At 36.1% G+C, this 25,425-nt stretch carries 24 protein-coding genes and 1 pseudogene; 23 read left to right on the top strand and 2 right to left on the bottom strand.

The genetic code is table 11. The features are described 5' to 3' along the window. The first annotated feature begins 225 nt into the window (after nt 1-225). From HMPREF9455_RS02960 to HMPREF9455_RS03015, 11 genes and pseudogenes are all read left to right on the top strand, one after another. On the top strand, nt 226-804 hold the full coding sequence (locus tag HMPREF9455_RS02960; protein WP_006798100.1) for a hypothetical protein: 579 nt from the start codon (nt 226-228) through the stop codon (nt 802-804). A 31-nt stretch (nt 805-835) separates the two neighbouring features. Beyond that, nucleotides 836-3,980: pseudogene (locus HMPREF9455_RS02965) on the top strand (SusC/RagA family TonB-linked outer membrane protein). 35 nt (nt 3,981-4,015) lie between these two features. Continuing rightward, a complete protein-coding gene (locus HMPREF9455_RS02970) occupies nt 4,016-5,494 on the top strand; it encodes a SusD/RagB family nutrient-binding outer membrane lipoprotein (protein WP_006798103.1) in 1,479 nt (492 codons plus the stop codon). A gap of 11 nt (nt 5,495-5,505) precedes the next feature. Further along, the gene (locus tag HMPREF9455_RS02975) at nt 5,506-6,504 is read left to right on the top strand and encodes a metallophosphoesterase family protein (protein ID WP_044215358.1); all 999 of its coding nucleotides are present in this window, start codon (nt 5,506-5,508) and stop codon (nt 6,502-6,504) included. Between the two features lie 851 nt (nt 6,505-7,355). Then, nucleotides 7,356-7,523, top strand: coding sequence for a hypothetical protein (locus tag HMPREF9455_RS21705; protein WP_242052406.1), 168 nt, complete (start codon nt 7,356-7,358; stop codon nt 7,521-7,523). Nucleotides 7,524-7,542: 19 nt separating this feature from the next. Further along, the gene (locus HMPREF9455_RS02980) at nt 7,543-8,310 is read left to right on the top strand and encodes a hypothetical protein (protein WP_006798105.1); all 768 of its coding nucleotides are present in this window, start codon (nt 7,543-7,545) and stop codon (nt 8,308-8,310) included. Then, on the top strand, nt 8,303-9,628 hold the full coding sequence (locus HMPREF9455_RS02985) for an efflux RND transporter permease subunit (protein ID WP_006798106.1): 1,326 nt from the start codon (nt 8,303-8,305) through the stop codon (nt 9,626-9,628). Before HMPREF9455_RS02980 ends, HMPREF9455_RS02985 begins: the two co-directional genes overlap by 8 nt. A 7-nt stretch (nt 9,629-9,635) precedes the next feature. Beyond that, nucleotides 9,636-10,904 (top strand): TolC family protein, encoded by a 1,269-nt coding sequence (locus HMPREF9455_RS02990; RefSeq protein WP_006798107.1) that lies wholly within the window; start codon nt 9,636-9,638, stop codon nt 10,902-10,904. 11 nt (nt 10,905-10,915) lie between these two features. Next, on the top strand, nt 10,916-11,809 hold the full coding sequence (locus tag HMPREF9455_RS02995; RefSeq protein WP_006798108.1) for a radical SAM protein: 894 nt from the start codon (nt 10,916-10,918) through the stop codon (nt 11,807-11,809). 10 nt (nt 11,810-11,819) lie between these two features. Further along, complete coding sequence (locus HMPREF9455_RS03000) at nt 11,820-12,794, top strand: beta-ketoacyl-ACP synthase III (protein WP_044215437.1); 975 nt, start codon at nt 11,820-11,822, stop codon at nt 12,792-12,794. Between the two features lie 706 nt (nt 12,795-13,500). Beyond that, entirely contained in the window at nt 13,501-14,001 is a 501-nt protein-coding gene (locus HMPREF9455_RS03015) for an RteC domain-containing protein (RefSeq protein ID WP_245532158.1), read from the top strand. Between the two features lie 350 nt (nt 14,002-14,351). Here the strand turns inward: HMPREF9455_RS03015 and HMPREF9455_RS03020 are convergent, their stop codons facing one another. Both HMPREF9455_RS03020 and HMPREF9455_RS03025 read right to left on the bottom strand, forming a co-directional pair. Continuing rightward, entirely contained in the window at nt 14,352-14,555 is a 204-nt protein-coding gene (locus HMPREF9455_RS03020; RefSeq protein WP_006798115.1) for a hypothetical protein, read from the bottom strand. After that, a complete protein-coding gene (locus HMPREF9455_RS03025; protein WP_044215361.1) occupies nt 14,536-15,591 on the bottom strand; it encodes a mechanosensitive ion channel family protein in 1,056 nt (351 codons plus the stop codon). Before HMPREF9455_RS03025 ends, HMPREF9455_RS03020 begins: the two co-directional genes overlap by 20 nt. Nucleotides 15,592-16,195: 604 nt before the next feature. On the opposite strand from HMPREF9455_RS03025, the gene HMPREF9455_RS03030 reads away from it, so the two are divergent. The 12 genes from HMPREF9455_RS03030 to HMPREF9455_RS21710 form a co-directional block, all read left to right on the top strand. Continuing rightward, entirely contained in the window at nt 16,196-16,453 is a 258-nt protein-coding gene (locus HMPREF9455_RS03030; protein ID WP_006798118.1) for a GlsB/YeaQ/YmgE family stress response membrane protein, read from the top strand. Between the two features lie 110 nt (nt 16,454-16,563). After that, on the top strand, nt 16,564-18,006 hold the full coding sequence (locus HMPREF9455_RS03035; protein WP_044215362.1) for an alpha-amylase: 1,443 nt from the start codon (nt 16,564-16,566) through the stop codon (nt 18,004-18,006). Nucleotides 18,007-18,035: 29 nt separating this feature from the next. Continuing rightward, nucleotides 18,036-18,935 (top strand): SDR family oxidoreductase, encoded by a 900-nt coding sequence (locus tag HMPREF9455_RS03040; RefSeq protein WP_006798120.1) that lies wholly within the window; start codon nt 18,036-18,038, stop codon nt 18,933-18,935. Nucleotides 18,936-19,145: 210 nt separating this feature from the next. Further along, nucleotides 19,146-20,204, top strand: a complete 1,059-nt coding sequence (locus HMPREF9455_RS03045; protein WP_006798121.1) for a lactonase family protein — start codon at nt 19,146-19,148, stop codon at nt 20,202-20,204. 76 nt (nt 20,205-20,280) lie between these two features. Further along, entirely contained in the window at nt 20,281-20,769 is a 489-nt protein-coding gene (locus HMPREF9455_RS03050) for a DUF421 domain-containing protein (protein ID WP_006798122.1), read from the top strand. Between the two features lie 639 nt (nt 20,770-21,408). Next, nucleotides 21,409-21,951 carry a YciE/YciF ferroxidase family protein gene (locus HMPREF9455_RS03055; RefSeq protein ID WP_006798123.1) on the top strand — a complete coding sequence of 181 codons (543 nt, stop codon included), beginning with the start codon at nt 21,409-21,411 and terminating at the stop codon, nt 21,949-21,951. A gap of 228 nt (nt 21,952-22,179) precedes the next feature. Continuing rightward, the gene (locus HMPREF9455_RS20935) at nt 22,180-22,356 is read left to right on the top strand and encodes a DUF3008 family protein (RefSeq protein ID WP_006798124.1); all 177 of its coding nucleotides are present in this window, start codon (nt 22,180-22,182) and stop codon (nt 22,354-22,356) included. Nucleotides 22,357-22,421: 65 nt separating this feature from the next. Further along, nucleotides 22,422-23,423 carry an SDR family oxidoreductase gene (locus HMPREF9455_RS03060; RefSeq protein ID WP_280985152.1) on the top strand — a complete coding sequence of 334 codons (1,002 nt, stop codon included), beginning with the start codon at nt 22,422-22,424 and terminating at the stop codon, nt 23,421-23,423. A gap of 53 nt (nt 23,424-23,476) precedes the next feature. After that, nucleotides 23,477-23,707 (top strand): hypothetical protein, encoded by a 231-nt coding sequence (locus HMPREF9455_RS03065; RefSeq protein ID WP_006798126.1) that lies wholly within the window; start codon nt 23,477-23,479, stop codon nt 23,705-23,707. Between the two features lie 416 nt (nt 23,708-24,123). Next, a complete protein-coding gene (locus HMPREF9455_RS03070; protein ID WP_006798127.1) occupies nt 24,124-24,507 on the top strand; it encodes a hypothetical protein in 384 nt (127 codons plus the stop codon). Between the two features lie 22 nt (nt 24,508-24,529). Continuing rightward, on the top strand, nt 24,530-24,682 hold the full coding sequence (locus HMPREF9455_RS21495) for a hypothetical protein (RefSeq protein WP_006798128.1): 153 nt from the start codon (nt 24,530-24,532) through the stop codon (nt 24,680-24,682). A 300-nt stretch (nt 24,683-24,982) separates the two neighbouring features. Continuing rightward, nucleotides 24,983-25,425 (top strand): helix-turn-helix domain-containing protein (locus HMPREF9455_RS21710; protein ID WP_006798129.1); only part of this gene is annotated, 443 nt, incomplete at its 3' end.

The raw sequence follows: 25,425 nt of genomic DNA on the forward strand, positions 1-25,425 counted from the left end.
TCTATTACAAAACAGTATTTTACTTCTCCTTTTTTGAAGCGTCCGCTTCATTAATATTAACACCCCTAAATTTACGAATAATTCAATGTGTTTATTATCAAGCATATGTATTTTTATTTTTCAACTTACTCAATAGTTAATTAACCGCAATGTCACATCGTATTAATTAGTGCGAAATATTGACACTCTACATTTGTGCAATAAATTTAAAATAGCATAAAATGTATGAAAACAATTAATCGGTTATCTCTATTTATTATAATGCTCGGAATAATACTTAATATTTCGGCTCAGAACTATTATGCAAGCAATCATCGTGGCATTGAAAATAAAACGGATATAATTACTGTAAAAACAGCAAACGAAGATGATGCGAGAAATAAGACATATGTGTGGGAGTTCGATTCCTCGGTGCCATCGACATTTGATAACAATACTATCCAGAAAGCAGAAGATCATGAATTTGGTTCTAAAGTCGCATGCCTCAAAGTCCTGATGGAAGAGTATTATGTGACTCAGGAAGAGGTTGTACCCGGAGACCCGATGAGACGGACAATAATTAAGAAACCGAACATTTATAATGTGACACGCAAAATAGAAAAGCATTTAAAAAAAGAAGTGAAGAAAGGAAATATTGCTTTGGAGAAGGCGACTAACGACTTCACTCACATTTTAGAAGTCAGCCTTACTATCGTAAACGAAGTTGACACAGAGGCTTTTGAGGGTGCCCTGGACCAAAATAAGAAAAACATAGAAGACCAAATCAGTATATTCAATCAGGTGAAAATAAACAACATCTACTAAGTATCAAATAATTTGACTTAAAAACCAATAAATGAAAACATTACTAGCACTATTTGGGGTAGTATTCTTACTACTCCCGGGGATGGTACATGCCCAAACGGTTAAAGGATCTGTAAAAGATAAGAAAGGAGAAACACTCATTGGAGTTAATATTAGTATTAAAAATACTACAAGAGGTGTCATTACCGATTTTGACGGTAATTATGAAATAAAAGCTGCCGGCGACGAAATCCTGGTTTTCTCTTACATGGGGTTTGTTTCTCAGGAAGTGAAAGTCGATAACAGGACTATCATAGACATTATAATGTCCGAAGAGTCGCAAAATCTTGATGAAGTTGTTGTGACGGCTATCGGGATTAAACAACAGAAGAAAAAGCTGGGATACACGACTCAGCAGATAGATAATGAGTCTCTTGGTGAGTCTCAGACTATGAATGTGGGTAGTGCCCTGTCGGGGCAAATTGCCGGACTTACGGTAACTAACCCGACCGGACTGTTTCAGGCACCGTCATTCTCACTCAGAGGAAAAAATCCCTTAATCGTATTGGATGGCATTCCTATTGAAACAGATTTTTTTGATCTTGGAAGTGAGAATATAGAAAGTGTAAACGTATTGAAAGGGCCGACGGCTTCCGCCCTATACGGTTCACGGGGTAAAAACGGAGCTATACTTATCACGAGTAAATCTGCAAAAAAAAGATGGGCTGGAAATTACTGTCAGCACAAGCAATATGATAACTGCCGGTTTTACAGTATATCCCGAATCTCAGAAAACATATGGTAGCGGTTCTAATGGTAAATACGAATTTTGGGACGGAGCCGATGGCGGTATTTCGGACGGAGATATGACCTGGGGACCAAAATTGAATACAGGACAGAAGATCGCCCAGTGGAACAGTCCGATCCGGAATAAACAAACGGGAGAAGTCATTGAATGGTACGGGAATGTTTCGGGTACAATTTACGATGATAAATCATTGTATGAACGTGTCCCGATCGACTGGGTATCACACGATAATCTTGAAGATTTTTTAGGTACAGGTGTCGTTACAAATAATAACTTCTCCGTATCATACAAAGGGGCTAAAGCCCGTTATTATGCATCGGGGAAATACGCTTATCAAAAAGGGCAGGTGCCTAACACTTCACTTCAAACAACCGGATTGAATTTTAACTCGTCATTTGATATTACCAATAATATCCAACTCGATGCGTCATTAGCCTATAATAAGGTATATTCCCCTAATTATCCGAGATATGGATATGGACCCAAAAATCATATGTACACAATATTGCTCTGGATGGGTAACGATGTGAATGGGAAAGAACTTCAGAAACACCAATGGGTTCCCGGACTGGAAGGTTATAGACAAGCTAATTATAACTATGCCTGGTATAATAATCCATACTTTGCAACAGAAGAGTTGCAGCAAAAGAGAGACCAGGACATACTGGATGGTAAATTGAGACTCAACTGGCAGATACTTCCTAATTTAGGAATACAGGGACGTGCCGCGATGCACCAAATAGGGACATATGAAGACCTTCAGACTCCGAAGTCTTATATGAATTATGGAGATTCTCGGGTTGGGGATTTAAAGATATGGAACCGAAATCAACGGAATATCGACGCTGATGTCTTAGCTTCTTATTTTCAACCTGTAACAAGTAAAATTAATTTGACCGCAAATATCGGAGCTTCAATATTAAATACCAATTACCGGGAAGAATATCAATCCACAGACGGACTTATTGTTCCCGGATTATACAACATGGGTAATTCGCAAGGGCCGACAAATGCAACAAATGTTATTCGCAAAAGGGAAGTTCATAGTATATACGGCTCTGCCAATATCGACTTTTATGATGCTGTATTCTTAAACTTTACAGCCCGCAACGACTGGTCTTCGACCTTACCATCTTCGGAAAATTCATATTTTTATCCTTCAGTTTCGCTAAGTACCCTTGTATCGCAATATGTGAAAATGCCTAAAGCAATAGATTACTTAAAGCTTTACGGATCATGGGCACAGGTATCCAGCGACCTCGATCCGTACAGTATATATGCGACATACCAAAAAGGTGTGACTTATGGTTCGACGCCATCTGTAACTTATCCCGCCAGTCTGGTCAATCCGAATATTAAACCGGAAAAATCGACTTCCTATGAGTTCGGTTTGTCAACAGCTTTCATAAAAAACAGGATAACATTGGATGCTACTTATTATCATATTAAAGATGAAAATCAGATCATCAATCTGAATGTATCAGAGGCATCCGGATTTACCTCAAGAAAGGTAAACGGGAATGTGTATAATACAAATGGAGTGGAGATTATCCTTGGAGCAAAACCGATTGTCACAAAAGATTTCTCTTGGGATGTAGCCGTAAACTGGAGCCGGTATGTCAGACGCCTCACCGATATTTATGGCGGACAAAGTAAGTATAATGCATTAAGTAAAGGTGACAGGGCAGATGCATATTATGCTACTGTATGGCAAACTTCTGCCGACGGACAATTAATCATTGACCCAAATAGCGGGCTACCGATAAAAGATGCATATCAGAAAAAACTTGGACACCTAGATCCTTCTTGGCGTTTAGGTTTCCAGAATAAGTTTAATATAAAAGATTTCAAAGTTGAGATCGATATAGATGGAGCATGGGGCGGTCTGATAAGATCCGTTACTACCGAAAAGATGTGGTGGGGAGGAAAACATCCAAAATCAACCACATACAGAGATGCAGAATATGAAGCCGGACATGCTATATATGTACCTAAGGGAGTCAATGTTACGGGAGGTGAACTTACACGGGATGTAAATGGTGCGGTTGTGTCAGATACGCGTACTTATGCGCCTAATACTACGGTTGTGAGTTGGCAGACATGGAGTCAGATTTATCCTTATCAGGCTCAGGTACTGGATTCTGATGATAAAACATTCGCGAATGTATTTGATCGCTCTTATTTCAAATTGAGAAGACTGTCTATTGGTTACGATCTGAAGAAAATAGTTGATCTGGGACAAATAAAATCACTGGATGTCTCCTTGTATGGTTACAATCTGTTGATGTGGAAAAAGATACCATACGTAGATCCTGATTATGGTAATGATGACAATCTGCAAGATCCTTCGTCAAGATATATCGGATTTTCTGCAACAATGAAATTTTAATCGAAGTATTTATCCTGTAAATAAGAACGTATTTTATGAAAAAGATTATATTTTTTATTTTTACCATTCTGGTTTGTATGACTTCATGCAATGATCTGGAAGAACTAAACAAGGACCCGAACAATCCAACAGAAACCCATCCTCAGCTTTTGCTTACCCAGATACAATGGACTGCTTTCAGAGAGTTTCAGGGAACATCGCCTCTTTATGCAAATAAAATGCTCGTACAAACAGATGGCGAGAATAGCTATCAATACTATAAATGGAACAGAGGGGATTATTCATATACGAAGATGAAAGACATCAGTAAGATGATGGAGGAAGCCCAAAAGATAAACGAGAACAGCTATATTGCTTTGGGTAAATTCTTTAGAGCTTATTATTTCTACAACATGGCTCTCCGGTTTGGAGACATACCTTATTCGGAAGCGCTAAAAGGTGAATCAGATAATATATTTGCGCCTGTATATGATAACCAGAAGGATGTGATAACAGGTATCCTCAACGAACTGGAGGAGGCCAATACCATTATTGAAAATGAGAAGGCTGCAATTAAAGGAGATATAATTTATAATGGAGATACAGATAAATGGCAACGCCTGATAAACTCGTTCCGCCTGAAAGTTTTATTATCCTTATCTCATAAGGAAAGCGATACAGACCTGAATGTCAAAAGCAAATTCGCTTCAATCGTTCAAAGTGAACCTCTAATGAGCGGCAATCAGGATAATGGGCAATTAGTGTATTTGGATCAGGCGGACAACCGTTATCCGGAATTCAATTCAAGTTCTTTCGGTTCCGGGATGTATATTGACTCTACGTTTATCAAACGGCTTCAGGATCACAAAGATCCTCGCCTATTCTTATTTTGTACTCAAACGAAAGAAGCTAAGGAAGCGGGAAAAGCCATTGATGACTTTACGGCTTACGAAGGCGGAGATCCGGCAGCACCATATGGCACAGTGAATGAGAAGGCGACAAAAGGGAAAGTTTCGAAAGTGTTGGAACGCTTCTATCAGGACCCGACCAATGAGCCTTCGATCTTGTTAGGATATGCGGAATTGCAGTTTATCTTATCAGAGGCTTGTGTCAGAGGCTGGATATCCGGTGATGCGGCTACATACTACAACAATGGTATAAAATCATCATTTAAGTTTTATGAATCGTATGCCAAAGGGTTAGGCGCCTATGTCAGCGAAGATATAGCAAACAGCTACCTGACTAATCCAACGAATAATTTTTCTACAAAATCGACGAATGACGAAAAAATACAAGCTATTGTGTTGCAAAAGTATTTTCAAAGTTTCTTTCAGGGAGGATGGACTCCATTCTATGAAAACTTACGAACCGGTTATCCTGAATTTCATCGCATAAAAGGCGTGGAAATTCCTTATCGCTGGATATATCCGCAATCGGAATATAACTACAATGCGGACAATGTATCAGCAGCTATAACAAGACAATTCGGAAACGGCAATGATAAAATAAATCAAAAAACCTGGTGGTTAAAATAAATATTGAATCGATGAAAAAAATAGTGTCAATATTGCTAATGCTTATATGCATTACGAATACTTATGCTCAGGAGAAGCTACATTTTAATGAAAATGGTAAATTCAAAATTGTACAATTCACTGATATACACTATAAATGCGGATCTGAAGAATCTGCAAAGTCTATCAGAATGATGAAAGAAGTGCTTGAAAATGAGAAACCTGATCTTGTCGCATTTACAGGTGATATTGTTACAGATACTCCTGCAAAGAACGGTTGGGATGAGGTTCTGGCTCCCGTTATCAGCAAAAAAATCCCGTATGCGATCGTATTGGGAAATCATGACGATGAACATGACTGGACCCGCCGGCAAATAATGGATTATGTGATTAGTAAACCATATTGCTATGCGCAGACAGGGCCTGCATATTTGACCGGGGAGGGTAACTATGTTCTTGAGATAAAGAATACCCAAGAGAAAACAGGGGCGATACTTTATTTTATGGATTCTAATGCGTATAATAAAGTAGGTGAACAAAAAGGATATAACTGGTTCGGCTTTGATCAGGTGGAATGGTATAGAAACAACAGCGCCTTCTTTACGAGAGAAAATAATGGTAAACCATATCCCGCCCTGGCATTTTTTCATATCCCCTTACAGGAATATACGCTATTGCCTGATACGACCAAGAATTATGTAAAAAACGCTCCTGTATTTGGCAATAGAACTGAGAAAGAGTGCCCCGGAATTATAAATACCGGAATGTTTGCGGCAATGGTTGAAGGTGGAGATGTAATGGGTACATTTACAGGACATGATCATGATAACGATTACATTGGATACCTGAATGGGATTTGCCTTGCGTACGGCCGTTTTTCAGGCAGTAAGACGACTTATACCAGCTTGGGCTACGGGGCAAGGGTTATTGAGCTTACAGACAATGAGCGGGTATTTAATACATGGATTCATTCCAGTGATAATAATATTCTTTATAATGTGAAATATCCGGATTCCTTTGTAGGGAAATAGGGGCTACAGGACAATAATCGTTTGTTTATTAAACAGTAACAGGTTTAGACTTGTTACTGTTTGTTATTTTATAAGTCGTGACTATGTATATCATATTCAGATATTTAAAATTACAAAGTCCCTGTCACAAAGTAAAAAAGACTTATAATAAGCTCTTTTTTAAGTTATTTGTCCAATTTAGCGGAGAGAGAGCTGAACATCCCTCATACAATCGTTTACCAATCTATATTTTAAATATATTAAGATCTCTTGGGTGAACACTTTGGCATCAAGAAAAAGTCTTCTATTTTCTGACTTTTGTCCGCCTTCTTATATACTCTTCAATAGGGGGGGCAGCGGGTTTTGAAACAGGTATTGCAGGACTTTTAGTTGTGTTTTCGGTACTTTTTCAGAAAGTCGTAAGTAGAAAGTACAGCCTTCTTTTTGAATATTCGGGAGAAATAAGAACTGTCTTCAAAGCCAAGTGAGAAAGAAATTTCATTGATATTGTCAATGGTATAGATTAGCAAACGCTTCCCCTTTAAGCGAAATGACATCAGAGCCTAGTGAGTATTCGATTTCAGTCGCAAAGGTATTCCGTGTTTTGCACGCTGACAGCAAGGTCATGCCCTAAAGGGTTTGGCGAAAAATCTTCCTCTTTTCCTCCTTTGTATCTATTCGGGCGAGCGTATTTATTCGTCAAAACCTTGCACAGCTAAACACTACCCTTTTTAAAGCTTCTGAAACTCGAATACTCCTCACCGGCTCCGATACGGCATAGCGTTAAAAAAAAGGTCAGAAATTATGAAACAAACGGCAGAAAAAACAGGAAACAGCGAATCACCTACCTTCCAATTAGCATAGGTTGGGTTTTGAAAATAGTCTTAATTATCGTGGGTTATTCCTTATGGGGAGCAGGGTTTATCTGGGCTTTGGTGGGCTTGTATCTCTTCTATGATGTGATTCGGGGTATTCTTTCATGCCTGCTGATGCTGGGTGCTGTAATAGCCTTTATTTATCTCATGCTGACTTATTTATAACCCTTTAAAATTTAGAATTATGAGCAGAATATTTTTATTAGGTGCGAACAAGGAAATAGACAGAGCCGAACAAGTGGTAGAAATCAATCAAGTCATCCAAATGGAAGGATATAGCTATCACAGCTATGTAGTGTACGACACTACAAAAAATCAATGGGGTATCACTTACAAATTGATAAACCTAATGACAAAAGATTTTCATACAGCCGATATTATCCGACCATTGAAAGAGAAGTTTGGCATTGGGTTCTATTACGACAGCGACAACCCTCAATTTATGGACAGCTTTGAAGTAGCAATATTGCTCCAAGAAGCACAAGCCAAAGCCAATGAAGAAGCGGACGAGAAAGAAAAAGAACGCATACGACTAGAGGAAGTCAAAGCGATAGGTAGCAAACGTTTTGCCGAGATACTTCCCGAAAATGCACAGGCGGTTATCGTGGCAAGATTGAAACAGAACGAGAGCGACAGCCAAAGCGACTATTTTGCATCAAGAACGACACGGACTGTCATTTTAGGCTTTTCCACCCACAAAAGAGACATCTTTTCTGAAATGCGGAAACACGCATCCAACTTCGAGGAAACAGCCTATTTAGCCGAATACAACGCAGATTATGAACATCGGGAGAAATATTCGATGATGGCTATTGGTGCGTTTTGGTTTTTCAATTTACCGCTGCGATTAATGCCATTTGTTGAAAGAGATCAATTTGCAGTAGAAATATTTCTACCTTCCCAATGGAAAATCAATATATCAAACAACAGAGATAGCAGACAGTTTGGATAATATTCTTAGAAAAGATGGTCGCGTTGTATCAGTTACCTCTTTTGTAGGTTTAAGCTCTCCGAGGTTCCATGATACTTATGTGCCACAATTCCCGTCGGATAATTTTGCGCAATTTATAGTTAATACTTCTGATAAAAAAGCAACAAAAGAGATTCTTGATGAATATAGCCGTAAATACTCTGATTATTTTCCTGAAGCGTATATAAAGTTTAAGCAGATGGATTTTTCGGAAGCCCGATATCCTGTCGAAATCAGAGTAAGCGGAGAAGATATTCTCACAATAAAACAAGCAAGCGAAACACTTATGGCAGAAATGAAAAAGATGCCGGAGTTATTACTTATAAGAACCAATTTTGAAGAAAATTTACCAGGAGTTTCAATTAGGCTAAATCAGAACGAAACGAATAAACTGGGCATCGACAAATCAATTATTGCAATGAGTACCGCCTTGGAATTGGGAGATGGATTTCCTATTACAAATATTTGGGAGAAAGATTATCCTGTAAAAGTAATACTAAAATCAGAAAGAAAACAGGAAGAATCATTTTCAAATATCGGTAATGTCAATATACCTACGATGGGTGGCATGTCAAACATTCCATTAAGACAAATTGCATCTATCTCTCCCGACTGGAATGAAGGACAAATAGTAAGAAGAAACGGTGTCCGCACATTGTCAATATTAGCCGAAGTGGAAAGAGGGTATAATGAAATAAACATAACAAATAAAATAAAAAACAAAATAGATGAAATTGAATTACCCGAAGGAATAAAAGTAAGTTACGGTGGTATGAAAGAAGCTGACGGAGAAAGACTGCCCCAAATCGTAAATGGTTTATTAATTACGGTTTGTTTGATGCTATTTATTCTAATCTTCCATTTCAAGAAAATAGCCTTAGCCTTACTCACACTAGGTTCCACAATGTTATGCTTATTAGGGACAAGTATTGGTATGCAAATAATGGGTTCCGATATCAGTGTTACCTCTATATTGGGAGTCGTAAGTTTAATGGGTATTCTATTGCGAAATGGTATCATCATGCTCGATTATGCAGAAGTTCTCAGAAAAGAGCAAGGATTAACAGTCGAGAAATCTGCTATTCAGGCAGGAAGCCGTAGAATGCGCCCGATCTTTCTTACATCTACAGCCGCAGCCGTTGGGGTTATACCTATGGTTATCGGCGGTAGTCCATTGTGGACACCGCTAGGTTCGGTTATCTTTTTCGGGACATTAATAACTATGGTATTTATTTCAACAATACTACCCGTAGCATATTCTGTAATATTCAAATTCAAGGATAAAGAACTAAATAAATAGTATTGAGATGAAAATATTTTTTCTGATATATATTTTAGTGTTGGTCAGTACCCATGATTGCTTTTCTCAACAAAAGCTAACACTAGAAGAATGTAAGGAGTTGGCAAAACAAAACAATTATGAGATGAAAAAATCGGTATTGAGCATACAAGAGGCTCAACATGGGAAAAAGAATGCTTTTACAAAATATTTCCCTTCGGTTCAAGCAAACGGAATCGGATTAAAGTCTAATTCCGGTTTATTGGAAACAAGCATAATGGGTATGGATTTATCTCTTATTAGAGAGGGTTTTTATGGAGGAATCAGTGTGACACAACCTATTTTCGCAGGTGGGCAAATAATGAATGGCAATAAGCTAGCAGATAAACTAGTTGATATTCAGAAAAATCAATCGGAGATTGTTGCAGATGAAGTAGAACTGCTCACCGAACAATATTATTGGCAATATATACAACTTAAAGAAAAACTAAAAACTCTCGAAGTCATCGAAGAACTAGTCGGTCAAACCCTCAAAGAAGTAAGTGCTTCAGTAAAGGCAGGTTTAATAACCCACAACAATGAATTGCAAGTTCAATTAAAACTGGACGAAGTAAAAGCGAGTAAAATGGAACTCTACAATAATATAGATGCTGTTAAAATGTTATTATCTCAACATATAGGAATAATATCAGACAGCATAGAAATTACAGAGGTGGCATTTGAAAATGCAATTCATCCAAACGCTTTTTCTGTTAATTCCGATGCCGCTTTGCATGCTAATAAGACATATAATCTACTAGATAAAGGTATAGAAGTATCCAAATATCAAACCCAAATTGAAAAAGGGAAATTATTACCAACGGTAGCAGTCGGAGCCAACTATTTTTTTGAAAATATGGTAGACAGAAAACATACTGTTGGAATGGCTTTTGTTTCGGTTTCCATACCCATATCTGGTTGGTGGGGAGGAACCCATTCGGTCAGACAAAAAAAGATAAATGAAAAAATATCCGAATACAATAAAATTGATGCTGGAGAAAAAATAATAGTCCAGATGAAAAACTATTATAAAGAACTGGAAGTAGCCTATCAGCAAATACAAATAGCAGAGAGTTCTGTAAAAAACGCTTCAGAGAATCTAAGACTCAATAACAACTATTATAAATCAGGACTTATTACCCTGAATGATTTATTAGATGCTCAAACACTTTTGCAAAAGGCAAAAGACACATTGGTTGATAGGCATACCAGATATTTAATAAAGTTATCTCATTATAAAAAAATTACAGGTCAATAAAAAATAAAAATATGGATGTACATGATATGCACTTCACAGGAACCATATGGCGTCCTCCCTATGAAGCAAATTCCGCTCTGATTCAGGCAACAATAAGTTGCAGTCACCACAATTGTAAATTCTGTAGTTTATATCCGGATATAAAATTTAAGATGTCGCCCAAAGATGAGTTTGAACATGATTTAAAAATCATTCAACATTATCAACCCAAAGCCCGGCGACTATTCTTAGTCGGAGCAAATCCGTTTGTAATGAGTTATGACAGGCTTTTGGATATAGGAATTATGATACGTAAATATCTTCCTGAATGCAAAAGCATAGGTATGTTTGCACGGGTTACAGATATAACTAAAAAGAGTGTGGAAGAATTGAAAAACCTACGTCATTTAGGATTCAACGGAATTACAGTTGGAACCGAATCGGGAGATGATATAACATTATCATACATGAATAAAAAAACATCGGCAGCCCAAACAATTGAGAATCTGAAAAAATTTGAAGAAGCCGGAATAGAGTACTACGTATCTTATCTTACAGGATTAGCAGGGCATGGTAATGGAGAGAGAAATGCGTTGGCAACCTCGGATATGTTCAATAAGTTAAATCCTTATATAGTTTCGGTAGTTTCATTGACCGTGTTTCCTGATACTCCGTTACAAAATGACATTGAACAAGGATTCTTTAAAGAAGCTACCGAACATGAAAGGCTCAAGGAATTACGTACTTTCATTAAAAGTTTGAATATAAACACTAATTTTTTTGCAAATACAGTTTCTAATCCTGTACCAATGACAGGGTTCTTGCCGACGGATAAGGCTAGGTTGATAAAAGAGCTTTCTACCATAATTGATAAAGTAGATGAGAAGAAACTTAAAAATTATAGAAAAAATATTAGGTCACTTTAATTATTTAACAATGAGAAGAGCAGCAATAAAAGGTGTTGGAGCTTACTATCCTGATGATATTATTACAAATGAGTATTTGTCCGAATTGGTTGATACAAATGATGATTGGATTACAACCAGAGTAGGCATTAAAGAACGGAGAGTACTGAAAGAAAAAGGCACTTCGTATATGGGGGTGAAAGCCGTAAAAGAACTTCTGGTAAAAACAAATACAAACCCGGATGAAATCGAAGTATTAATATTTGCGACAACAACCCCTGATTATGTATTTCCATCAACAGCGTCTATTACGGCCCGAGAATGTAATATAAAAAACGCTTTGGGATTTGATATACAGGCTGCTTGTGCCGGATTCATATATGCGTTGGAATTAGGTTCTAATTTTATAAAAGCAGAAAAAAATAAAGTTATAGTTGTTGCCGGAGATAAAATGACAGCAATTACCAATTACGAAGATCGTACTACATGTCCATTGTTCGGCGATGCTGTGGGGGCAGTATTATTGGAACCGACTCTTGATGATACGGGAATCATAGACTCTCTCTTACATGTGGATGGCATCGGTACATCACATTTAAATATGAAAGGAGGCGGGTCTATTTATCCTGCATCCCATAATACAATTGAAAACAAAATGCACTATGTATATCAGGAAGGAAGAATTGTATTTAAACATGCTGTGTCTCGAATGGCAGATGTGTCAACTCAAATAATGAAGCGTAACAATCTTGTAAACGAAGATATCAATTGGTTGGTTCCTCATCAGGCTAATATCCGTATAATAGAAGCTGTCGGTAACAGAATGGGACTAGAACCGGAAAAAGTAATGGTAAATATTCATAAATATGGAAATACAAGTGCAGGCACAATACCACTGTGTTTATATGAATGGGAATCGAAGTTAAAGAAAGGAGATAATCTAATTTTGTCCGCATTCGGAGCAGGGTTTACATGGGGAAGCATCTATTTAAAATGGTCATATTGAAACCAATAAAATGAAAAGACTATTAATTATCATCAATATTCTATGTGCGTTCATGCACCTCTTATTCGAGATACATATAGAGGACAGTGGAGGGATATATAGCTTTGTATTAGTAGAAAATTTAATAGTGACCTTCTCCTTTCTATTAATGGCATATCTTGTATTTGATTCAAGTAGATATATAAAAAACTTATATATCAACCTTATATTCTGGTTTACATTTGTAATAGGTGTCTTGCTTTTCAAGCCTACTGTAACAACTTTGCAAATACTTGAAGAATATTTATTCCAAATACCCCAATGGCTGATCCTTTTTGGCTTCGGCATCATTACTCTATTTTTTAATATTGTGGAAATAATAAAAAGAATTGGGAAATAAAGAGATAATTAAATGTATACGATGACACGTAATCTTCATATTTATGATGAATGGAAAGATAAAAATACTGATGTATAGTCAATTAAAAATTATTTACTATAACATTTAAATCAATTATTATGCAGAAGTTAATGCAAACGAGGTTATTTCGGTTATTATCGAAACCCTCACAAGAAGAACAATATATTTCACAATTAGAAGAATCATGTGATGAATTCGCTTTAAAGCTATTAACCAGGCTCCAATTTGAAACAACCCATATGGAATTATATTATAGCCTTGGTTTTGTCCATTTAAAACTTATCGGATTTTGTGAATTATTATCCGGTGAGAAGGGAAAAAAATGCTTTCAAGATTGTAATGAAGGCCGTGTATTTGGTTGGGTTGAGTATGCAGGTACTTGAATGGCGAATTACTACACCAAACAAAAACCTTAAATGTTTTTCTGAAAATAAATTTTCCTATTCAAACAAAGATTTGCTGTCCTATCATAATAATATAGGAAGTAATCTCCTAAATTCGAACTTGATTGAAAACCCTCCACCCCTATATCCTATATATCCTAAAACAAGGATAACTTGGACAGCAAACAAGATTGATTTGATTGAACTTATCTATGCTTGGGAAAAAGTGGGTTGTTTTAATTATGGAAATGTGAATATCAAAGAAATAGTTGCTTATATAGAAGTTGTTTTCAATATAGATTTAGGAGATTACTATGGAACCTTTAAAGAAATGCGTAACCGAATAAACCGTACCTCCTTTCTGGATAAATTGGTTAGAGTATTAAATGACCGTATGGATGAGATTGATAGAAAAAGTCAATAAGAAAAGCCTTAAATATAACCTAAATGGCATTCTCTCGAACAATGCTAATATTCAAAATTAAGAGAGGCCTAAAGATCCAATTTTATCTTATACATCAGTATTTCAAAAACACATCTATTTTTTTTAGTTACACTAGTATGTCAAAGAGAATATTAATTAAGGTTTAAAACTATCTAATTACGTAAAACGATAGGAATCTAAATTTGATTATTTATATTGGATATGATACTGGTATCATCAAGCACAGTACCAAAGAAGCACTATGTCTATTTATTTACATGGTTGTTTTATTGTACTATAAGATATTCAAATAAAGCTGATTGCTAAAAGACAAAATATTTCATCTTACTTTATTTTATATCACTTTTCATTCCCGCTTTATTATCGTCTATATATACATCCTCGCGAAACGCATGTAGATGTTCCGATTCCGTTCTCTTTTTATCGCTGCCAAGTCGGTCAGTTTTCTTCACAGAACTCCCTAATATTTTGTCTAAGTGAGGAGGAGTCATTCCGTATTTCATCATAATAGCATTAACTTGATACCTTTTCATCTGAATCATTTTTCCCTTCAAAATGTATTTGTATCGGATGAACAAATTTTAGTTTGGCCTGATTAAACGTCCTCAAAACTTCCATATTGACATCAGATGTAGTTTTTCCTATATCTCCTTCTTTATCTATAAAGTAGATGAACGTAATAACAAGTGCTGAATCGGTAAAGTCAGAAAAGTTAATGACCAGGTCATTTGGAGAAACATATTGTACTTTGGAAGGTATTTCTTTTAATATATTCATTGCGGCATTCATCATTTCATAAGTAGTATTGTAAGCCAGATTTATTTTCATTACCACCCGTCTCTTTGGTTCAACAGTGATATTAATGACATATGCATCGGCTACTTTATAGTTAGGAAAAGAGATGATTCTTTTATCATAATCCAGCATTTTCGTACTTCGTGCACCGATATCAATAATGGTACCTTCAAAATTATCTATCTTTACTGTATCGCCTATATTAAACGGTTTGTCTGTAAGTAAAGTAAAAGCCCCTAAAATATTTTTAACCGTATCCTGTGCTGCTAATGCAAAGGCAATACCACCAATGCCCAAGGTGCCCAATAATGCACCTATATTAACGCCTACGTTGCTTAATGCCATCACTAACCCTATTATCCATACCACGACGAGTAATGTACGTTTTACCACAGGTAGCATTCTTTGTGTATGATTTTTTTTGACCCAATATTCTTCTAACAGATTGCTCACTAACCGAGCTGCAAGCCATGTAATATTCAATATAATTAGTATTTTATATGCATTATCCACTGCATGGACAAAACCGTCAGGATATACAAGTCGGTGAATTGCGATCCATATTCCTATCAGCATTATAGCAAATAGAACAGGGGATCTTATCGAATCATAAATAATATCATCTAAACGATTAGAAGTCTTTTTTATAAATGAGCCCATTACTTTTTTTAAAAAGAATGAAACTAATTTTGCAATAATAAATGCACCGACAATGATGAGAATAGAAATACCCCAGTTAAGGATAGAATTTCCCCAAATTTCCTTTTCTAACATGATCATAATAATTAATTATTAAACTCTCTCGTTTACAGCACTTTTTACAGTTTTCTCGGATTCCATCATTCTCTTTTTAAGTAACTGCCAATTTTTACCTACAATATTTACTTACTACACTGAATACCTTCCAGTGTAGTAGAGCGCCCAGATAAACAGCAGTTAAGGAGATAAAGGTTATTACATCAGATAACCTTCTATTTAACAATGGATCTTTGCAGATTTAAACAGTAACAAAAAAGCAAAAGTTTAACGTAACAAGTTAAATAACCTATTTTAACGGTCATATTTACAAGCCATTAGGTACTTATTTTATTTTTATTTAAGAATAAAATAGATTCCACCTGTCTGTTTTAACATATACGCTACACATACAATACAGTCTAACCATCTGTTTATAAATAATTTAAACGAAATAGAAAAGAGTTATTTTGTTTCGGCCTAATTATTTAAAACAAATTTCATTTACAAAAAGTTCCTAATCCCACTATTTGGGTGACAATAAACAATCTATATACAGATCACGTTCTAGTTAATATCAATTCCTGCCACTTATTCTTGGTGGAGACTCGTACAGAACATAAATAATAAAAAAGGTATAATTATGGAAGGATTAGGAATACTTTGGGCCATTATTATTGGTATTGCTGCCGGTGCAATAGCCGGTTGGATAATGAAGGGGCATGGTTTTGGAATAGTAATAAACCTTATTGTCGGTTTAGTCGGAAGTCTATTGGGCGGATGGATTTATGGGTTGTTAGGTATAACTACGGGAGGAATATTAGGCGTGCTATTAATGTCTGTAATCGGTGCTGTAGTGTTACTTTGGATTATTTCATTATTCAGAAGAAAAAGTCCTTAGGCACATTCGGTTTTCAAAAGGTTCTTTCCCGAATCATAGAGAGATGAAGGGGAAGAACCTGAAAATAAGAAATAACCGGTTATTTTAAATTACAATTTTATTCTTGAAATATGAAAAATGGTGTGATGATGCAATATTTCGAATGGAATTTGCCCAATGATGGTACATTCTGGATACAGTTAAAAAATGATGCAAAACATCTTAGTGAAATAGGCGTGACCTCTGTTTGGATTCCTCCGGCATATAAAGCGGATGAACAGGAAGATGAAGGGTATTCCACCTATGATTTGTTCGATCTGGGAGAATTTGATCAGAAAAATACGGTTCGCACTAAATACGGCACAAAGGGAGAGTTGGTAGAAGCGATAAACGAGCTTCATAAATATCAGATATGCGTCTATCTGGATGCTGTGATGAATCATAAAGCCGGAGCGGATTATACCGAACGATTTATGGTTCAGGAAGTAGACCCTGAAAACCGGGATAATCCTATCAGTGAGCCTTATGAGATAGAAGGAAGGACAGGCTATGATTTTCCCGGAAGAGGTAATAAATATTCCGACTTTAAATGGAACTCGAGCCATTTTTCAGGAACTGACAAAAATGAAGCCGATGGCAGATGCGGCATCTACCGCATACTAGGTCAGGACAAATATTGGAGTCAGAGAGTAAACGGCGAAAATGGCAATTATGATTATTTAATTCGCAATGATCTCGATCTGAATCATCCCGACGTTGTAAAAGAATTGAATCATTGGGGTAAATGGGTTTCCAGGGAGTTGCAACTGGACGGAATGCGTTTGGATGCAATTAAGCACATGGACGATAATTTCATAAAACAGTTTTTGGATAAGGTAAGAGCTGAGAGAGGAGACAATTTTTATGTGGTTGGGGAATACTGGAAAGGAGACTTTGGCCTGTTGAAAAGTTATCTTGAATTCATGGAATGTAAACTCGACCTGTTCGATGTGCCTCTTCATTTCAAGATGTTTCAGGCATCGTGCCAGGGGCGTGATTTTGATTTCACGGGTTTTTGGGATGACACATTGGTAAGCAATTTCCCTGAAAATGCTGTAACCTTTGTCGATAATCATGATTCTCAATGCGGAAGCTCATTGGAATCTGAAATAGAAAGCTGGTTTAAACCACAGGCATATGGATTGATTTTATTAATGGAAAAAGGATATCCCTGTATTTTCTATGGTGATTACTATCGGATAGGAGATCAGGATTCCCCTCACAGGACGATTATAGATATTCTATTAGGAGTGCGTCAGAAATATGCTTATGGGGATGAAAATAGCTATTTCGACCATTGTAATACAGCAGGCTTTACAAGAATGGGCGATGATGACCATCCCGGTTCCGGCTTAGCCCTGCTTTTATCTAACGGCGATGATGGAGACAAAGTAATGTATGTAGGAGAACATCATAAAGATGAAGTCTGGTATGACGTGACAGGTAGTATAGATGACGAGGTCACCATCGGTGATGATGGGCAGGCTCTGTTTAAAGTCCGCGGAGGCAGACTTGCTGTCTGGATCAAGAAATAAACGGATATAGTTTTTTTAATAAAGAGAATATGAAAAAACAAGTACCAAATAAATTACAAAATCCTGTTACACAGTACAGGCAATATAGATTTTCTAAGCGAACACAGAAATATCCCGGCATACAATCCAAGATGCCGATGGAACCTGATTGTGGAGAAGAAAGTTATAAAGGAAATGGGCGCCTGGAAGGACGTAAAGCCCTCATTACCGGAGGTGATTCAGGTATAGGGCGGGCTGTAGCTATCGCCTACGCCCGCGAAGGTGCAGAGATAGCTATAAACTATTTGAAATCTGAGCAGAGAGATGCTGATTCGTTAGTAGAATTACTTGAAAGGGAAGGGAAAAAAGTGACTCTTATTCCAGGAGACTTACGCGATGAGAAATTCTGCAGGCAAATGATTAAGAAAGCTCATAAAAAATTAGGGGGGCTGGATATACTAACTTTTGTCGCTGGGAAACAAGTATCCAAAACGGATATAAAAGATATAACGACAGAACAAATAACAGATATTTTCAAAATAAATGTGTTCTCTTTGTTCTGGACTATTCAGGAAGCTTTACCTCTTCTTCCGCCGGGCGCTTCTATTATTACGACGTCTTCTTTACAAGCCTATCAGCCAAGCCCGGATTTATTGGATTATGCGGCAACAAAGAGTGCCATTATAAACTTTACCAGAGGTTTAGCAAAGCAAGTTGCAGTCAAAGGTATAAGAGTAAATTCAGTAGCCCCGGGCCCTATATGGACTGCTTTGCAATTAAGTGGCGGTCAGCAACAGGAAAGACTCTCCCAGTTCGGGAAGGGAACCCCTCTTAAAAGAGCCGGGCAACCTGTGGAATTAGCAGGTGTATATGTGTTTCTGGCATCACAGGAATCAAGTTATGTTACAGCTGAGGTTTATGGAGTTACAGGCGGAGATCATCTGAGCTAAGCTTAATAAATAGTTTTTATAAAATATTGACTATCTAAAAGTAGATTATCATATAAATTAGAACTCCCTATGAAGGCAAACATATGACAAATAAAAGCCAAAGGCTATAAATGATCAACAGGAGTATATGTCAGAAAGGATATATTACTTATACTGAAATATGCCTTTATTCTCTCTTTCAATCGTAAATAAACAGACAATTATTTGATAATGAAAAATAATATACATCTGCTCGCCGGTACCTATGCTACCGGTAAGGAAAACGGAATCTACGTCATTCGGTTTAACCAGAATAATGGTGAGTATGAAAATATAGGAAAAACTGAAGTTGATGACCCTTCTTATTTTGTCCTCTCCAACGATAGGAAATTCGTATATTCTGTTCTGGAGAATGAAGGAAGTCCTTCTTATGTAAATGCATTTTCATATAATAAGAATAAAGAAGAGCTTGATCAGAAAGACAGCATACTTAGTGGTGACAATGGCTCTTGCTATATCACTATCGACAAGGATGATAAATATGTAATAACAGCAAATTATGGAGGGGGTAGCATAAGTGTATTTCGCATCGATAAAAATGGGTTATTTTATAAAATGTCTCAATTGATAGTTTTCGAAGGACAAAGTGTTGATCCTGAAAGACAGACCAGGCCACATATCCATTGCGTTGAATTTTCTCCCGATGGAAGGTATTTATTAGCCTCGGATTTAGGTACAGATAAAATTTACCAGATAGAAATAGATCAAGAATGTGATGAATGTGGAAGAGAATTTATAATCAAAGAAACTATCAGAAATATTAAAGTCCCAGATGGTTCCGGTCCCCGGCACATTAAGTTTCATCCATCAGGACAATACTTTTACGTAATTAATGAGCTATCAGATACTATTATCACGTTTTCATATAATAAAGGTGAGATACTTCAACTACAGGAAATGCCTGTAGTAACAAATAATGCAAGAGGAAGCGCAGATGTTGTGATCACCCCCGATGGTAGATTTCTATATGCTTCGGTCAGGCTAAAAGAAGATGGAATCGCTATTTTCAGCATTAATTCCACTAATGGCATATTGGACAGGATTGATTATCAAATTACCGGGACTCACCCCCGTAATCTGCAAATTACTCCAAATGGGAAATTTTTATTGGCAGCCTGTAGAGATAGTTCTTGTATAGAGATTTATGAAATTAAAAAGGATACTGGCATATTGGAAAATATTAATAATGACATTCAGATAACAGAGCCGGCTTGTCTTAAATTCATTTAAATTAAAACTAAAATATATTGATCTACTGACCAATACACGAGTAACTGATTTTTTATAAAAGTGATTTATCTTTAATATGTTAGACAATATTCATTTAAATACCGTACTCAACTCTGCTATTATTTACATTTTTATTATTGTAGGGTTACGATTCCTAGGTAAAAAAGAACTAGGGCAACTCTCTGTTACCGACCTTGTTGTCATAATGCTTATAAGTGAAGTAGTCGGCGATGTAATGAGAGCATCGGATGACTCTCTATCCGGCGCTTTAATAGGAGCGGCTACAATTATGATCTTAAATAAAATTATTGAATGGTGGACTTATAAATCCAAAAGATTGAGGCAATTTATGGAAGGGAATCCTGTTATATTGATACGACATGGTGTATTGAATAAAAAGGAAATGAAAAAAAATAAAATAACCATTTCAGACATGGAACAAGTCGGCAGAGAACACGGTATAGGAGATATATCTAAAATTGCCCTTGCTATATTAGAAGTGGATGGGAAAATAAGTATACTCAAGGGAGAGTATATTAAAACGGAAGAAAAAGTAGGAGAATAATTATCAATAATGACTATTCAGTACTAATAGACAGTGTCCAGGATATTGTCTAGAATTACCATTCTTTGAGTCGGAACCTTTTTTGGAATTTTCATTTTTGCTCTTATTCGATCCGGATTATTTTTTTGTTCCTGAATCTTTAGAATATTCAGTTGTCTTCATAATTCATTTTTTTTTATTAAGTTACCCTCACTTATCTAATATGCTGAATGGCATATCTTTATTTTTTATTCAAAGAATTACATTCTTGCTTCAATTTTTATGTTTTGCTATACTTAGGTTTCAGAATAAAACTATTTCACCGAACCATAATAATAACCTTCACCAACTTATCTCAACTATATTAATGGTATTCCTAAAAAACAAGGATTATACCCATACTTCTCTTTAATTTATACTCATTTCAAATTACAACAAAGGATGATTTATTTAAGTTCTACTTACTGAGTTAAATATATACATTAAAAATGCAGAAATCATAAATCACTGTAAATATGGAAGATATAAACATAATTTATTTATAATTAAGGGTTTTCAGAAAACCGAGGCTATTACTTTACGGTTCTATTATGTAACTCCTAGAGCGTAAATACAGAATAGGAGTAATAAAAAAATAATTTCTAACAAAATTTTTTAATTATGACAACAACGAATAATAAAGGAAATAGTATAAAAACAAATGGAACGGATAATTCTGAGTTCCATGAATTTTTCGTGGAGGAATTAAAAGATATTTATTGGGCCGAACAACATTTGGTTAAAGCTTTACCCAAATTGCAAAAGGCATCGACAAGTCCTAAATTGGCTTCTGCTTTTGAAAAACATACACAAGAAACCAATACCCATATTACTACTTTGGAACAAGCTTTCGAATTATTAGGCGAAAAAGCCCAAGCTCACAAATGTGATGCTATGGAAGGTCTATTGGAAGAAGCTGATTCCATTATAAAAGATACAGACAAAGATACATTTATACGGGATGCGGGTTTAATTCTTGCAGCACAAAAAGTTGAACATTATGAGATTGCTACATATGGCACATTGGCAGTTCTGGCGAGGACCAAAGGTTATAATGAAGTTGCAGCTCTGTTGCAACGAATTCTTGACAATGAAAAAGCGACTGATGTAGCTTTGACTAAAATAGCCGAAAGCCATATAAACGAGCGGGCAGCAGAAGAATAATTATCTCTGAGGCTAGACGAAATAAGATTGATAAATAGTCATGTTATTAGAGTTTCTATTACTTTAATTTTATTTAGTCTTTGGCTTATATGAGCTTTGCAATTTTAAAGTATTGGATGCGTGAAACATTTTATGTTATTTAAGAACATTTATTATCTCTAAGGACAATGAATTTTTACGCATTGTTTTTTATATATAGAATATCTAAATAATAAAAAGAAAAATATTATGCCAGCAAAAAGTGAAAAACAAAGACGATTAATGGGAGCTGCTCTCGCTTATAAAAGAGGAGAAACCAAAAATGTAAGTGATGAAGTGAAAAAAGTGGCAGATAGTATGACCGAAAAAGAATTGGAAGATTTTGCTTCTAAACCGAAAAAGAATAGGAAAGAGGGAAAGTCGTAATGGCTTCTGCTTAATGACAATATACATAATCAGGCTGAAACACGGGCTTTTATCGGGTAGAGATAATGGAATCACCGGAAACAGTAACGGGCATGAGTTATTCCAAGGTTGAGGGAAAACTTACTGTTTGTATAATAAACGAACTTCAACTTTTAAACAAAGAAGAAATGAATAAAAAAGAACAAGATAAAATACAAAATCCTGTTACAAAGTATAGGCAAGATGGGTTTCCCAAACAATTACAGAAATCCCCGGGAGTGCAATCTGAAATGGAGCCTGTACCTGATTGCGGCGAAAAAAATTATAAAGGAAATGGGCGCTTGGAAGGGCGTAAAGCTCTTATTACCGGAGGTGATTCGGGAATAGGACGTGCGGTAGCTATTGCGTATGCCCGTGAAGGTGCAGATATAGCTATCACCTATATGAAATCAGAGCAAAAAGACGCTGATTCATTAGTAGAATTGCTTGAAAAGGATGGAAGTAAGGTTATTCTTATAGAGGGAGACTTGAGTGATGAAAAATTTTGTAGGCAAATGATTAAAAAGGCCAATGAAAAATTAGAAGGACTGGATATACTCGCTTTTGTTGCCGGCAAACAAGTTTCTAAAACAGATATACGTGAAATCACAACAGAGCAACTTATGGATATTTTCAAGATTAATGTATTTTCTTTATTTTGGATGGTTCAGGAGGCTTTACCTTTTCTTCCACCGGGCTCTTCTATTATTACTACATCTTCGATCCAAGCATATCAGCCGAGTCCTGATTTGTTAGATTATGCTGTAACAAAAAGTGCAATTCTAAACTTCACCCGTGGATTGGCAAAGCAAATTGCAGAAAAGGGCATAAGAGTTAATTCTGTGGCTCCGGGTCCTATATGGACTGCTTTACAAGTCAGCGGCGGCCAGCAGCAGAAAAAACTACCCAAGTTCGGACAAGCAACCCCTCTGAAGAGAGCTGGACAACCAGCAGAACTTGCAGGCGTATATGTATTCCTCGCATCTGATGAATCAAGTTATGTTACAGCGGAGGTATATGGGGTGACAGGAGGGCACCATCTGGGATAATTCAATAAACGAAATGTTTAAACTCAAGATTACTAATTAAAAAACAAACTATTATGGCAATAACAACTCCAAATGAAGGTAAATTTACAGTGGCAATAGAAAAGCAAACGTCAAAAATACCTTCGGCTGTTTATCTGGCAGCTTCATTAACAGTGATGGCGGCTTCACTCACTTTAAAATGTTGTGGTAAAAGACATATCGCTTTATTTGTCGGACAATGGGCCGCTCCATTTTTGATTATGGGATTATATAATAAAATTGTGAAAACGGAAGGTCATGATTAATCGATCAAAAAACATTGAAGGAAGGCATATTTTAGAAAAAAATATGCCTTCCTTTTATCAATAATTAATATCGGTCGGCGATATTGAATAAAATCTATCTTCATAGAAATTCTCAGGAAAAATATACGAAAGTTCATATACAAGGCGTTCTTTTTCCTCAAGTTTAATCTTTACCCTAACTGCCCTCTTCTAGTTTAGATATAGTAATTCTTCTCCTACATTTTGAGAGTAATATTTCATTTCTATTGTGTTTATTAACCTTTTATGTACCATATCCTTTGAGTATGTATATTTATGTCTGGGATTTATAATATAAATTAATTAATAACCTTTATTACAACCCGCTATATGTTTGACATGTTTTTTAATATAGACCGACATCGATCGGTTTTTTACTAATGAAACAATTATTCATCATGAAAGCAATTGATTTGAAAAAAAGTATTGTGTTATTATTCGCAATATTACTATCCACAATGGCAGGATTCTCCCAGAATGAGAAACGGACAGAAGCGGCAAAAGAAGCTGCAACTCTACTAACGGATACACTGACTGCAGCTCTTACTTTAACACCGGATCAAAAAGAGGCAGTCGCTGATTATAATGCAGCCTACACTCTGGCGCTTTTCACCACCATACCATTATCAGAAGATGCGGTTAAAGAGTTTGATTCAACACTGGATACTAATTTAAAAGGAGTACTCGATGATGAACAATATACACTATGGGGTGAAAAGAAAAAAGACTGGCTAAATATTATTAAACTGAAAGTTCCAAAAGAAGAACTACCGGAGCAATAATATTATACTAAATATGAATGTTATGAAGAAAATATTAATTCTCTTGTCGGTACTTATAGCGATCTTTTCTTTGAGTTGTACCAATAACAAGAAAGCAGAGCCGCCTAGTGATCCTGTAGAAGTAAAAGATTCCACACTGATAAATAAAAACAGTAATGATTCTTTGGAATATTGATACATCTATTTATTTGCAATCAATATAGAGAGGAATACCTTTTATAGAAGTATAAAGGGTATTTTTTAAAGTCCAATAGCATCAGAGATAAGTGAGGATTCACAAGAACTATGAATGCGGGTGAAAGTAATATGTGCGAGTACTGCAATAAAAATGACGAATGGGTAGAAGCTGAAGCAGGAAATCGTGAAAAATAAGGGAAGAGGCCTTTGTCTCTTCCCTTATTGCATTAAATGAAATAGTCACGATTTAATCTGACAGTTACTAATAAAAACAGTAACATTATAAAAAGATTAAATTATGACTACATCGCAGAAAATCATTAAGAACAAATTAGGAGTTTTAGGATTAGCCCAACAATTAGGTAATGTTTCAAAAGCCTGTAAGATTATGGGCTATAGCCGGGATAGTTTCTATCGTTTTAAGGAGCTATATGAGCAAGGTGGAGAGTTAGCTTTACAGGAAATATCTCGGCGTAAACCTATTCTTAAAAATCGTATTGATACAGCTATTGAAGACCAGGTAGTAGCCTTAGCTATTGATAACCCTGCTTTAGGTCAAGTAAGAGTTAGCAATGAGTTAAAGAAAAAGGGATTCTCTGTATCAGCAGGTGGAGTTCGTAGTATTTGGCTCAGGCATAACTTACAAACGTTCCAACTACGTTTAAAAGCATTAGAGGCTAAAGTCGCCCAGGAAGGTTATATTCTGACAGAATCTCAGCTTATAGCCTTAGAAAAAGCTAA

Source organism: Dysgonomonas gadei ATCC BAA-286, assembly GCF_000213555.1.
GTDB lineage: Bacteria > Bacteroidota > Bacteroidia > Bacteroidales > Dysgonomonadaceae > Dysgonomonas > Dysgonomonas gadei.

Bases quoted from the DNA above. Each gene is read 5' to 3' on its own strand.
- HMPREF9455_RS02960 (WP_006798100.1), top strand. From the start codon at position 226: ATGAAAACAATTAATCGGTTATCTCTATTTATTATAATGCTCGGAATA.
- HMPREF9455_RS02970 (WP_006798103.1), top strand. From the start codon at position 4,016: ATGAAAAAGATTATATTTTTTATTTTTACCATTCTGGTTTGTATGACT.
- HMPREF9455_RS02975 (WP_044215358.1), top strand. From the start codon at position 5,506: ATGAAAAAAATAGTGTCAATATTGCTAATGCTTATATGCATTACGAAT.
- HMPREF9455_RS02980 (WP_006798105.1), top strand. From the start codon at position 7,543: ATGAGCAGAATATTTTTATTAGGTGCGAACAAGGAAATAGACAGAGCC.
- HMPREF9455_RS02990 (WP_006798107.1), top strand. From the start codon at position 9,636: ATGAAAATATTTTTTCTGATATATATTTTAGTGTTGGTCAGTACCCAT.
- HMPREF9455_RS02995 (WP_006798108.1), top strand. From the start codon at position 10,916: ATGGATGTACATGATATGCACTTCACAGGAACCATATGGCGTCCTCCC.
- HMPREF9455_RS03000 (WP_044215437.1), top strand. From the start codon at position 11,820: ATGAGAAGAGCAGCAATAAAAGGTGTTGGAGCTTACTATCCTGATGAT.
- HMPREF9455_RS03020 (WP_006798115.1), bottom strand. From the start codon at position 14,555: ATGAAAAGGTATCAAGTTAATGCTATTATGATGAAATACGGAATGACT.
- HMPREF9455_RS03025 (WP_044215361.1), bottom strand. From the start codon at position 15,591: ATGTTAGAAAAGGAAATTTGGGGAAATTCTATCCTTAACTGGGGTATT.
- HMPREF9455_RS03030 (WP_006798118.1), top strand. From the start codon at position 16,196: ATGGAAGGATTAGGAATACTTTGGGCCATTATTATTGGTATTGCTGCC.
- HMPREF9455_RS03035 (WP_044215362.1), top strand. From the start codon at position 16,564: ATGAAAAATGGTGTGATGATGCAATATTTCGAATGGAATTTGCCCAAT.
- HMPREF9455_RS03040 (WP_006798120.1), top strand. From the start codon at position 18,036: ATGAAAAAACAAGTACCAAATAAATTACAAAATCCTGTTACACAGTAC.
- HMPREF9455_RS03045 (WP_006798121.1), top strand. From the start codon at position 19,146: ATGAAAAATAATATACATCTGCTCGCCGGTACCTATGCTACCGGTAAG.
- HMPREF9455_RS03050 (WP_006798122.1), top strand. From the start codon at position 20,281: ATGTTAGACAATATTCATTTAAATACCGTACTCAACTCTGCTATTATT.
- HMPREF9455_RS03055 (WP_006798123.1), top strand. From the start codon at position 21,409: ATGACAACAACGAATAATAAAGGAAATAGTATAAAAACAAATGGAACG.
- HMPREF9455_RS20935 (WP_006798124.1), top strand. From the start codon at position 22,180: ATGCCAGCAAAAAGTGAAAAACAAAGACGATTAATGGGAGCTGCTCTC.
- HMPREF9455_RS03060 (WP_280985152.1), top strand. From the start codon at position 22,422: ATGGAATCACCGGAAACAGTAACGGGCATGAGTTATTCCAAGGTTGAG.
- HMPREF9455_RS03065 (WP_006798126.1), top strand. From the start codon at position 23,477: ATGGCAATAACAACTCCAAATGAAGGTAAATTTACAGTGGCAATAGAA.
- HMPREF9455_RS03070 (WP_006798127.1), top strand. From the start codon at position 24,124: ATGAAAGCAATTGATTTGAAAAAAAGTATTGTGTTATTATTCGCAATA.
- HMPREF9455_RS21495 (WP_006798128.1), top strand. From the start codon at position 24,530: ATGAAGAAAATATTAATTCTCTTGTCGGTACTTATAGCGATCTTTTCT.